Raw genomic sequence first — 11,575 nt, 5'->3', positions numbered from 1 at the left:
TGGCGCAAATCGAACATGAATTGTCAAAAATTGAGATGTGACCCCTTGGCTTTACTTGGCTTTAACCCCTTGGCTTTACTTTTTCCGGGGACTAAAGACGACGAGTTTCTTGATGACATAATCTCTGCGTTTGAGGATTTTCACATTAGTAACCCTGCTTGGCGACGGTAGCTGAACAGAAACGCTGAAATGAGCAATCCGAAGAAAGGCAAGAGGATCAAGCTATGGCAGCTTCTGGTGCTCGTCATCTTGATAGGCGTTGCCCTGGCTTGGCTCCTTAGCGATCTTATAACTCTGCCTTAGAGCCAAAGGTCCCGCCGTCACAATGGTCTCCGTGCATGGTGGTCGGGTCCTGGGCCACCGGCCTGCACGAGAATCCGGGCCAGTGAGGAGGGGACCTGGCGTCATGGCAGCCGAACGTTTTTTGGCTTTCGCTTCACACGCGAAAGGCGTTTTTCAAGAATCAGCAGGCATTGCAGTATCAGGGTTAAGAGATTGACTGCCGTTTTTGCCACCGACAGCCAGTGAGTGTGATTTTTTCAGTCATCAAAAGAACAGTTACCGGCGAGAACTAAAATCGTTCGCATGATCTTTGAAGGTGGCTCTAGCCTGAAGCCAAGTTCCATGGGAAACGACAAGCTGATTTTAAGAAGCCTCGCTGGCTCCTGGAGTAGGATTATTGCGACCGAAAACTTTATAGCCTCAGTAAAAAAGCACGAGTTCACTGGTATTACTTTCATCGAGTGCGGCGCTTACGTTTAGCAATGATCCCTGGGCCAAGTTCCAAAATATAATTCCGCAACCAATAGCATGGCAGGCGCCACCTATTTTGGAAATGATTCCGCAGCAGCTTCTTGGAGTTCGCGGCCTTGCAACTTGGAAGGTGCGCCTTCTCTTCTATTCATCCGAAGGCCTCAACACACGGGCCACCCACATCCAGTGCTGTCCTCGCGGTTTTCGGACCTCGACCGCTGATCACCGGCGAAGCCCTGCTAAAGGAGTCAGAAGCGCGACTGCTCCGGCTTTGTCGCTCTCATTTTCCCCCGCCGACCACCCGGTTGTCAACGCCGCTTCGCGCTTGACGCGGGGACATTGGCGGCCTTTCCGCCGAGTTCTCGCTCGGGCAGGTGACCAGTTGGCCTCAATACGGACCGTATAGCTGGCCTGGGCCTCAACAAGCGGCAGCAAGCGGCCGCCCGCCTCGGCGCCATTCAGGCCCTTGCAGCCTGAATTGGTGGCAGAAGGGTTGCGGCAATTGCGCGAGTTTCGCTGGTGGATCGTTTTTGACTTCTTCATAACAGAGCTGCGACGTTTAGTTCAAGAACGAGACCTCATTGGCCTGGAGCAAGGCATGGGCGTACTCCTGCCAGACTGTCAGAGGATTGCGCGTCTGTGGCAAACGCGCTCGTCGCGGCCTGAATTGGTTTGCGCCGGTGAAGTTGGCGACGGGGCGCACGGCGCGCGGGCCGGCGGCCACTTTGTCCGAAGCGGGTTTATCCTCGATGAACTCGATGCCGAGTTTGGTTTCCTCAGGACTGGGCGGCCTCTGGTAGATGCGTTCATAGAGAAACTGGATTCGCGCGGCATCATCATCGCATTCACGAAAATCGCGCAAGGCGACCAAATGTTTGGCCTGCTCGACCACAAGCGGGCTGTTCATGAGGAAGAGGGCCTGCTGCGGCACGGTGGTTTGGTGCCGGCGGCCATTGGGCATCGAAGGGTCGGCGAAATCAAAATTGATGAGAACGTCCGCCACATTCGCGCGGTCCACGCGGCCATAAATGGTCCGGCGCCGTGAGTAGGGCTCTTTGCCGATCTCGACGGGGCGCCCATACATCGTGAGGTCCAGGTCCCCCCCAATGGCCAGGAGCGAATCGCGCAGGGCCTCGAATTCCAGACGCCGGATGTTGGCCCGCCACAGCAGACGGTTATCGGGATCGACTTGCGCGTAACGCGGGTTGTTGGCGCTGCTCTCCTGATAGACACTCGACAGCAGAATCAGCCGGTGGATTTTTTTAATGCTCCACCCCTCGTCCAGGAAACGCGACGCCAGGTAATCCAGCAGCTCCGGATGACTTGGGGGCTCGGACATCATGCCGAAATCGTCCGGGGTGGAAACGAAGCCTTCGCCGAAATGATGCAGCCAGATACGGTTGATCATCACCCGCGGGGTAATGGGATCGCCCTTGCTGACAATTGCCCAGGCCAGGTCCAGCCGCCCGCTGCCGTTAGTGAACGCGGGCCGCATCGAGCCGGCCAGCACTTCAAGAAAATGCCGGGGCGCCAAGGGGCCCTTATTGCCCGCGTCGCCCCGGATGAATACCGGTGTATCATGGGTCCGCGCCAGGTCCTCAAGGACCATCGCGCGCGCGGGGGCGCCCGGATGCGTCATTTCGAGGCGGGCGATTTTCGTCGCGTTTTCGCGCTGCGCCCGCTGGAGCTGGCGCAGGCCCTCGCGATTGCGCGCGCGGCGATATTCGCGGAACCTCGCCTGGATGGCCTCCTTCTCGCGTTCGATCGCCATCCGTTGCTCATAATAATCGTGGTACTCGGGGCCGCCGACGTGTTCTTGAATCACCGGCTCGATGGACGGCTCGGCGCAATTGGCGAACACGCCGTAAAGGGAATAATAATCGCGCGTCGGGATGGGATCGAACTTGTGATCGTGGCAGCGGGCGCAGGTCACCGTGAGCCCGAGGAACCCTTTGGTGACGACATCGATCCGATCGTTGATGATATCGTTTTGCATGCCCATGAACCGATCGCCAACCGTCAAAAACCCCAGCGCGCAAAGATTGGTCGGATTCCGCGCGGTGGCCGGGAGTTTGTCGGCGGCGATCTGCTCGATAACGAACAAGTTGTAAGGCTTGTCCTGGTTGAAGCTGCGAATCACATAATCGCGATACGTCCAGGCAAACGGATAATTGGGGTCCTCGCGTTGGCGGCGGACCTGGCCCTTAGTGTCGCTGTAACGGGCCACATCGAGCCAGTGCCTGCCCCAGCGCTCACCGTAGTGCGGCGAGGCCAGGAGGCGGTCCACCACCTTGGCAAATGCATCCGGAGAGTCGTCCTTGAGAAAATCATCGATCTCTTGAGGGGTGGGTGGCAAGCCGATGAGATCAAATGTTGCCCTCCGCAGGAGAGTTCGCTTATCTGCTGGTGGATTGGGTTTGAGACCCTTTTCCTCGAGCTTCGCCAGGATAAAGTTGTCAATGGGTGTCTTTGGCCAGGAACTGTCCTTTACCTCGGGCACGGCGGGATGTGTCAAAGGTTGCCAGGCCCAATGTGATTTGCTGGTTTCGACCGGACGATTGCCGGTGTCCCCGCGCGGGTCCGGGGCGCCCATTTGAACCCAGGCGGTCAAGTCAGCAATCGCGGCATCGGAGAGCTTCTTGCCTTTGGGCGGCATTTGGAGGTCAGGGTCTGTGTAGCGGATTGCTTTAATGAGCAAGCTATGCTCGGGGTCGCCGGGCATAATAGCCGGGCCGCCCTCGCCGCCTTTGAGCACCCCCTGGCGGCTGTCCAACAGCAACCCGGCCTTGATCTTCTCGGCATGCTGGCTATGGCATCGGTAACAGTTTTCCGAAAGCACTGGCCGAACCCGGTTCTCAAAGAACTCGAGCTGGGCAGGAGTGGGCTCGACGGCACGACAATGCCCGCCCAGGAATAGAACGAAGAGCGCGCCGACACTGGCAGAGCCCAAACGGTGCATGCCACCTCCAACCGGCGAGACACGGACCGAACCCGCCGGCGCGGCGGCCGATGCAACCAGGATTTTGTTCTCATCCCGGAGGGATGATTGAGAATAGCCCGACGCTTCAGCGTTGGGGATAGGTGTGGGGGCGTGAGTCCCGAAGGGACGGCTGAATAGAGGACGCAAGTGTGCAGGTTCAGCGGTCCCTTCGGGACTAAAGGGCTGCAACGTCCTCTCCCCAACGCCGAAGCGTTGGGCTATTGTCGGATGTCCCTCCGGGACAGCCAGGTCACTGGTTCTGACCATCCGACCCGGAGCACAAATCCCAGCCTGGATTTCCACGGAGCTACTGGCATTGGCCAAGTCGCCCGCGCCAGGTTGAAGTTGAGCCTCTTTCACGACTAAGCAATCACCGCTTTGACGACCTCGCCGGAGACGTCCGTAAGCCGGAAATCCCGGCCATTATAGCGATAGGTGAGTTTCTTGTGATCGAAGCCCAGCAGGGCAAGAATCGTGGCGTGCAGGTCGTGAATGTGGACGCGATTTTCCACGGCAGCAGCCCCAAACTCATCAGTAGCCCCGTGAACCATGCCGCCGCGCACCCCGCCTCCAGCCAGCACGGTCGTGAACGCCTTGCCATTATGGTCGCGCCCGGGATTCTCGCCGCCATTTCTGTCCCGCACCGGTTTACGGCCAAATTCGCCTCCCCAAATAATCAAGGTGCTGTCGAAAAGATTGCGTCGCTTGAGGTCTGCAATAAAGGCAGCTAAGGGCTGATCGATGTCTCGGGCGCGCTCGGGGAGCTTCTCCTCGATGTCCTGGTGATGGTCCCAGCCTCCCGCCCAGACTTGCACAAACCGCACCCCGCGCTCGATGAGCCGGCGAGCGATCAAGAGCTGGTTGCCTTGGGCGCTGCGGCCATATAACTCGCGCATGGCTGATGGCTCCTTGGCAAGATCGAAGGCGTCAGTGGCCTCGGTTTGCATCTTGAAGGCCATCTCGAAAGCCTGCAGGCGGGCCTCGAGCTGGGAATCCTTCTGCAAGTTTTGCGCGTGTAATTCGTTCAGTTTGTGTACCAGGTCCAATTGGCGGCGCTGTTCATTCAATGGCGTGTAGGGGTTGTGAATGTTTTGGACGAGCTGGTTCACTGAAGTGATTCGGGTGTTGATGCTCACTCCCTGGTAAATGCCGGGCAGAAAAGAGGCCTGCCAATTGGAACTCCCGCCCGGCGGTGTGCCGCCCGGGCGCAGTGAGATATAACCCGGCATGTTCTGATTCTCGGTTCCAAGCCCATATAAAACCCACGAGCCCAGGCTTGGCCGCGAAAAGCGCGTCGAGCCGGTATTCATGAACACCGTCGCCACCTCATGCGCGGGGATATCGGTGTACATCGAGCGCACTACCGCCAGGTCATCCACCAGTTCCCCCAATTTTGGAAATACTTCGCTGATTTCAATTCCCGAAGCGCCTTTTTTCTCAAATTTGAAAGGAGAAGCCATCGCTACTCCATCACTGCCGGGAATGCTTTGACCGTCATATTGCGCCAAGGCCGGTTTAGGGTCCCACGTGTCCACATGCGAAGGGGCGCCTTGAGCGAAAATGTGGACGACGTGTTTGGCTTTGGCCGGGAGCGGCGGGTCCCGGGGGGCCAATGTCGCTACTGTCTCGGCCTGGGCGGTGGAAACCAGCTCCTGCCCGAGAAGCCCCGCGAGCCCCAGCATGCCGAATCCCATCCCCGCCCGCTGCAGAAACTGGCGGCGGGTAATGAACAGGTCCTCGATGCGCGGGTAATGCTCTCGGATAAACTTGTCGTCGGCGCTCATAATTGTATCAATATGACAGAAGACGCCATGATTAGGCATCTGGTTTCGCATTTATTGCAAATTTGATGCCAAGAAATGACTACCAGGTACTTAAAAGGCGAATGCCAGCACTGCGGCGGCCACTTGGAATTCCCTGCCGACTCTGTCGGTTTAGCAGCGCCTTGCCCGCACTGCGGCAATCAAACTGAGCTGCTTTTGTTGGTCCCGGTACAGGAACCCACAATCCCAACCCGTGCGATTGTGTGGACGGTTATTGGGGTGGTGATACTTGGGTTGGGATTAGCCGGGGCATTAGTGGCATTAAAGCGAGCGGAAAGGTGGGCTGCGCGGCAGAAAGCCGCCGCAGCGGCAGCTTTGGCCGGGAACACGGCCACGAATCTTGAAGGGCAAGTTGGGGCGGCAGGCCCTATAAGTTCTACGAATGCCTTTTCCGCCTCAGCCATCGCACTGGAAAAAGCCCCCGGGACCTCGCTGATCTATGCCGTGGGGACGATTCGCAATCTGGCCTCACGCCAGAGGTTCGGTGTGAAGGTGGAGTTGAATCTCTTCGATGAATTCGATCGGAAGGTCGGCACGGCAACGGATTACGAACAGGTGCTTGAACCCGGAGCGGAGTGGCATTTCAAGGCGCTGGTGCTGGATTCGAATGCCACGACTGCGAAGCTGGCAACCATCACTGAACGACAATAAGGCGCCAGCGGCAAGATGGCATGGCGCACTTTAAGGGAAAGCGAAGGGGACCCCGGGAAGTAAACGGCGCTGAACTACTGCGCCTTTTGGTAAACGCGGACGTAATTCACGTCAAACGGCGCCGGGAATTGAGTGGCGTCATCCGGTGGGCCTGGCCAGTCGCCGCCCACCGCCAGGTTGACAAGCATATACATTTTACCGTGCGGGATGGAGTCCTCTGACCGGAACCTCTCCGCGCCATCCACAAACCACACGATGGCCTGCGCCGACCACTCAACTGCAAAATCATGGAACATTTTTCTTTTTACCTTTCTGCGATTACTCTCATTGCATGGATAAGGAACAGGTAGCCGGCATTTTGACCAGTATCGCCACGTTGCTCGAACTGAAGGGGGAGAACCCGTTCAAAGCGCGCGCCTATCTGAACGCCGCGCGCGCCCTGGAAGGCATGAGCGAACCTCTGGACAAAGTCATTGGGGAGGAGCGATTGGCAGAAGTTAAAGGGATTGGCGAATCCATTCAGAAGAAAATCTGCGAACTTATCACAACAGGACGGCTGGCGTATTACGAGGAACTCAAAGCCGCCACGCCGCCCGGGCTGGTGGCCATGCTCGACATCCCGGGGCTGGGCCCAAAAAAGATCAAAGCCCTCCACGACGAACTCGGTATCGAGACAGTCGAGCAACTCGAAGCGGCCTGCAATGAGGGCACGGTAGCGCGCCTGAAGGGTTTTGGCGAAAAGACCCAAACCAACATTTGTGAGGGCATCCACCGGCGCCGCGCCTATGCTTCGAGGCATCTGCTGGGCGAGACGTTGCCGCTGTCCGAGAGGTTGTTGGAACGGCTCCGCTCGCATGAGGAGGTGTTGCGGTGCAGCACGGCAGGGAGTTTGCGCCGCTATCGCGAGGTCATTGGCGACATCGATTTGCTGGCCTCGTCGCGACATCCCGGAGAGGTGCTGGAATTCTTTACGCGCCAGCCGGGCATCCTCGAGGTGCTGGCCCGGGGCGACAGCAAGGCCAGCATCCTCCTGGAAGGAGGCATCCAATCGGACCTGCGCGTGGTCAGTGATTCCGAGTACGCCCCGGCTCTGATGTATTTCACCGGCAGCAAGGAACACAATATCATCATGCGCCAGCGGGCCATCGACCGCGGGCTGCGGCTCAACGAATACGGCCTGTTCCGCTCGAAGAGCGAAACTCGTGACCCGAAGCTGCTCGTCCCGTGCAAGACCGAGGAGGAAGTCTTTCAAGCACTCGGGTTGAGTTATATCCCGCCGGAGATGCGCGAGGACCTCGGGGAGATTTCTCTGGCCGAGCAGGGCCCCCTGCCGCGGCTGTTGGAATGGACTGACCTGAAAGGCTCGCTGCACAATCACTCGACCTGGAGCGATGGGCACCAGCGCCCGGAAGAGATTGCCAGAGACATGCAGGAGCTGGGGTTGGCGTACTGGGGGATAACAGACCATTCCAAGTCCTCGTTTCAGGCCAATGGCCTCGATGCGTCCCGGCTGAAACAACAACTCAAGGAAATCGCCTCCATCAACGCCGCCCTGGCCAAGGAGGCAATCCCATTCCGGCTGCTGACCGGCGCCGAGGTGGATATCTTGCGGGATGGCCGGCTGGATTTTCCCGATGAGCTGCTGGCGGAACTGGACGTGGTCATCGCCAGCATCCACCAGAGCTTCAGCCAAACAGAGACCGAAATGACCAAGAGGCTGATTGGCGCGGCGCGCAATCCCTACGTCCATATCCTGGGTCATTTAACTGGCCGCTTGCTGCTCGACCGCGAGCCTTACAAGGTTGATCATCGGGCGGTGGTGGATGCGTGCGCCGAAACGGGCACCTGGATAGAACTCAATGCCAGCCCCAACCGTTTTGATATGGACTGGCGCTTCTGGCCCTATGCGAAATCTAAAGGGGTAAAATGCGTCATCGATTGCGACGCCCACCGTTTCGAGCACGCCGGTTTTCTACGCCTGGGCGCCGGCATTGCGCACAAAGGCTGGCTGACCAAGGAAGACGTGGTGAACACACTGCCTTTTGACAAGTTGATCAAGGCTCTGCGCGCCAAACGGCCGCCAAGGAAGGCATGAAGAGAGACGCAGCAAACGCAAAGCATGGCAAACCGCTGTATAACTGCACTTTTGGGTTAGATTAGGCCATACGCAAGCTGCTGCTGTGCCCGCCGGAGCATTACGGTATCGAGTACGAGATTAATCCCTGGATGCATCGCGCTCAGCAGGCTGTCAGCGCCGTGGCGGCGAGCCAATGGCAACAGCTCAAGGAGCAGTTGCAATCGTTGGGTTGCGTTGTCGAACTCATTGAGCCTGAGCCGGGGCTGCCGGACATGGTGTTTACGGCCAACGCGGGGTTGGTCGTAGGCAACAGGTTTATCCGCAGCAACTTCAGATTCCCTCAGCGGCGTGGCGAAGAACAACACTTCGAGCAATGGTTCGCCCGGAATGATTATGAGATCGCGCGCCTGCCGCAGAATATGCTTTTCGAAGGAGAAGGGGATGCGTTGTTTTGCGGCGACACTCTGTTCTGCGGCTACCGGTTCCGGTCCGATATTCATTCACACCGGTACCTGGCCGAGCTGTTGAAATGTCTGGTTGTTTCGGTCGAGTTGGTGGATGACCGGTTTTACCATCTCGACACGTGTTTTTGTCCATTGCCTCGAGGCGGCGCGGCCTGGTACCCGGCGGCATTCGATGAATACGGTCAGCGGGCCATCCGGCAGCATGTGGCGCCGCTGATCGAGGCCCCGGCGGAAGAAGCGGGCCATTTCGGCTGCAACGCGGTATGTCTGGAAAAAGATGTGGTGCTGCCGGAAAGCTGCCCGCGCCTGGGCGAGGCCTTGCAGAAGGAAGGCTATCAGACGCATCGACTCGCCATGACGGAGTTTCTTAAAGCCGGCGGCGCATGCAAATGCCTGACGCTGTTTTTGCCGCAGAAGAACTGAACCCGCACTACTTCTTTATAAACAGCGCCAGAGATGCGGTGTAACCATGGAGGAAATTCTTTTGGCCGACCGGTCCAATCTCGCCATTGCAAAAGAAACCGGACAAACCGAGAGGCCCCAGGCGCTGCTGGACCATCTGGGCGTCGTGATTGGGCTTGCCGAAGAGGCCTTGCCCGCGCCCATTGCAACTGCACAGGCAACCGCCATAAATGGTGGCCGCACCCAGCTTGGCGCGGGCGCGAGTCAACAACTCGTCCATATCCTCGGTAGCCGCAGTTGCCGAGCGCCGCTGGAACTGCACGGTTTGGCCCAGGCGCGGCAAGGCGCCCACCGCGATGCTCCCGGAGCGCGGATCGGCCCCGAGCAAATTGCGGATGAGGAAGTCGCCGCGATGAAAGTCTTCGAGGTACTCGTTCACGACCAACCCGATGAAGAGATTGCCGCGCGCCTTTTTTTGGTCTTCGGGCGCGAGTTGATTGAAAGTTTCGGCAAGCACTTCGTAGGCAGGCCGGTTGCCGATCTCGTGGATAATGTTTTGCTCAACCTTGGTTAACGTCCAGGTCTCTCCGATGGGGGTGCAGCCTTGAGAGGTCACTCCGGCCAATCCAACCGCGCCGCCGAATGAAAGCGCCACGCCGCCTTCTTCGAACACGTCGCCGTTAAGATAAATCTGCGTCGTTTGCTCGGTCAGGTCACCGCTAGCCAAACCGCCAAGCACTGGCCGCGGGGCGTATGCTTCATTCCAGGTCTTGAGCCACGACTCGCTATCCAGGTGAAACGGGTCAATAAAGACCAGCCAGCCATTGGTCTGGTCGGGCTGCAAACCGGTCTCTGACCGCCAATAGGCCGGTCCACTGCATTGCTCGACCTGGGCCTGGGTGAAGTGAAATCCTTTCAAATCTGCGCCGGGCAAGGAATAGAGGCCGAGGGTGATGCCGGCGTTCTGTTCGACTTCCTGCGCGCCGACGATCAATGCCTGGCTGGAGCAGCCCGCCAGCAGCGGGATACGGGCATGGACCTGCAATATCTCAAGAACTTGCCTGGCAAAGGGAAAGAACCGGGGCGTCATGAAAACCAATCCCAGTGATACCGGCCCGGTCAATTGGTAGCGAAGATGTTCGGCCCATTTTTGAATGCCGGCTTCCTCGAAGGCGCCCGGCCAATGTGCCGCTGTGGAATATTCGTTACCCACAAGCCAAACTTAATGGCGCCGAGTCTAAATGCAACCTCAACGCGCTCCTATTCAGGCTCCGGCGATTGCGGACGTAACATTGCGGAGTCAAACTGGGAGGGAGGAGTTGGTGGACAAAAGCCATTATGGAGTGGAGAATGGCTAAGCGCCCGCTTGTCCGCCTGCGGCGCATTCCACACCAGCACTAGCGCGAAGATGACAAACTTGAAGGCTGGAACAACGGTAACACCCTCTTAGTGCCCTCGGTCTTTGAACGTCAATTCGGCTATCCCTGATTTATCGAGCCCGCCGAATCCGGCAGCCACCAGGCGTTCGTATTGTTTTTTGGTTGCCACAGCCAGGGGCAGGTTAAGCCCATGCTCTTTGGCCAATTTGAGGGCAATGCCGGAATCCTTCGCGGCGTGCTCGCCTGAAAAAAAGCAGGAGTGCTCCCGGTTTTGCATGTCTTCGCCATCTGTTTTGAGGACCTGAGAATTGGCGCCGGTCTCGGAGAAGACTTCGCGCAGGAGCGTCAGATCAAGCCCAAGGGCATCGCCCAGAGCAAGACCTTCTGCCAGGGCAGCCGTGTTGATGTTCATCACCATATTGACCAGCGCCTTGACTTGCGCCGCCTTGCCTGCCGGCCCGATGTGCCGGATCGATGAACTGATTTTTTCCAGAATCGGTTTGGCGCGCTCGAATGCCGCCGGTGTGCCGCCGCACATGAGGTAAAGAGTGCCTTGGCGGGCTTGGGTGATGCTCGAGGCCATGCAGGCTTCCAGTCCAAGCGCCCCAGCCTTCTCGGCCTTAGTTTCCGCCCAGACGTGGACGGCGGGCGTCAGCGTCGCGCAGTTAATAAAGAGCTTGCCCCGCGCTCGTCGCAGCAGGCCGCCGTTAAAAACCTGCTTCATCGCGATGTCATTTGTGACGACCGTAAAGACGACATCACAGAGCCGGGTGACCTCTTTCAACTCCTGGGCGGCCTGGCATCCCAACTCCTGCGCCAGGGCTTGTGCCCTTTCGGGATGAGAATCCAACACCGCTGCAATTGGGTACCCACAGTCCTTCAGGCGGCGCGCCATATTCGCACCCATCCTGCCGACGCCAACAAATCCAATCGTTTCAGGCATAATTCAGGTTTTCTTCGGAATAGAGTAAGGGATGGAGGGCAGGTCGTCCTCATCTTCTTGGTCGTCCTCGATCTGGTCAGATCGTAGCAGTCGATGCCCGGAG

Annotated in this window: 8 protein-coding genes and 1 pseudogene; 3 read left to right on the top strand and 6 right to left on the bottom strand. The window is 58.2% G+C overall.

What is annotated here, in order from left to right; translation table 11 throughout:
• Nucleotides 1–975: 975 nt before the first annotated feature.
• From VG146_17800 to VG146_17790, 3 genes are read right to left on the bottom strand one after another with little or no spacing between them, the layout of a single operon-like run.
• Nucleotides 976–1,296: a hypothetical protein gene (locus VG146_17800; protein ID HEV2394210.1), complete on the bottom strand. Its 321-nt coding sequence runs from the start codon at nucleotides 1,294–1,296 to the stop codon at nucleotides 976–978.
• Nucleotides 1,297–1,312: 16 nt separating this feature from the next.
• Nucleotides 1,313–4,093 (bottom strand): PSD1 and planctomycete cytochrome C domain-containing protein, encoded by a 2,781-nt coding sequence (locus VG146_17795; GenBank protein ID HEV2394209.1) that lies wholly within the window; start codon nucleotides 4,091–4,093, stop codon nucleotides 1,313–1,315.
• Nucleotides 4,094–4,095: 2 nt separating this feature from the next.
• Complete coding sequence (locus tag VG146_17790; GenBank protein HEV2394208.1) at nucleotides 4,096–5,517, bottom strand: DUF1501 domain-containing protein; 1,422 nt, start codon at nucleotides 5,515–5,517, stop codon at nucleotides 4,096–4,098.
• A 75-nt stretch (nucleotides 5,518–5,592) separates the two neighbouring features.
• On the opposite strand from VG146_17790, the gene VG146_17785 reads away from it, so the two are divergent.
• Entirely contained in the window at nucleotides 5,593–6,207 is a 615-nt protein-coding gene (locus tag VG146_17785; GenBank protein ID HEV2394207.1) for an FxLYD domain-containing protein, read from the top strand.
• Nucleotides 6,208–6,281: 74 nt separating this feature from the next.
• On the opposite strand, the pseudogene VG146_17780 reads toward VG146_17785, so the two are convergent.
• A pseudogene (locus tag VG146_17780) lies at nucleotides 6,282–6,506 on the bottom strand (family 16 glycosylhydrolase).
• A 32-nt stretch (nucleotides 6,507–6,538) separates the two neighbouring features.
• On the opposite strand from VG146_17780, the gene polX reads away from it, so the two are divergent.
• Nucleotides 6,539–8,302 carry a DNA polymerase/3'-5' exonuclease PolX gene (gene polX / locus VG146_17775; protein ID HEV2394206.1) on the top strand — a complete coding sequence of 588 codons (1,764 nt, stop codon included), beginning with the start codon at nucleotides 6,539–6,541 and terminating at the stop codon, nucleotides 8,300–8,302.
• A gap of 131 nt (nucleotides 8,303–8,433) precedes the next feature.
• Nucleotides 8,434–9,171, top strand: coding sequence for an arginine deiminase-related protein (locus tag VG146_17770; GenBank protein HEV2394205.1), 738 nt, complete (start codon nucleotides 8,434–8,436; stop codon nucleotides 9,169–9,171).
• Between the two features lie 7 nt (nucleotides 9,172–9,178).
• On the opposite strand, the gene VG146_17765 is transcribed toward VG146_17770, so the two are convergent.
• Both VG146_17765 and VG146_17760 read right to left on the bottom strand, forming a co-directional pair.
• Complete coding sequence (locus tag VG146_17765; GenBank protein HEV2394204.1) at nucleotides 9,179–10,363, bottom strand: FIST N-terminal domain-containing protein; 1,185 nt, start codon at nucleotides 10,361–10,363, stop codon at nucleotides 9,179–9,181.
• Between the two features lie 233 nt (nucleotides 10,364–10,596).
• Nucleotides 10,597–11,472: an NAD(P)-dependent oxidoreductase gene (locus tag VG146_17760; protein HEV2394203.1), complete on the bottom strand. Its 876-nt coding sequence runs from the start codon at nucleotides 11,470–11,472 to the stop codon at nucleotides 10,597–10,599.
• Nucleotides 11,473–11,575 lie beyond the last annotated feature (103 nt).

It is taken from the genome of Verrucomicrobiia bacterium (genome assembly GCA_035946615.1).
GTDB lineage: Bacteria > Verrucomicrobiota > Verrucomicrobiia > Limisphaerales > UBA8199 > DASYZB01.
The sequence above is the reverse complement of the archived record's forward strand: the minus strand, read 5'-3'. Positions and strand labels throughout refer to the sequence as shown.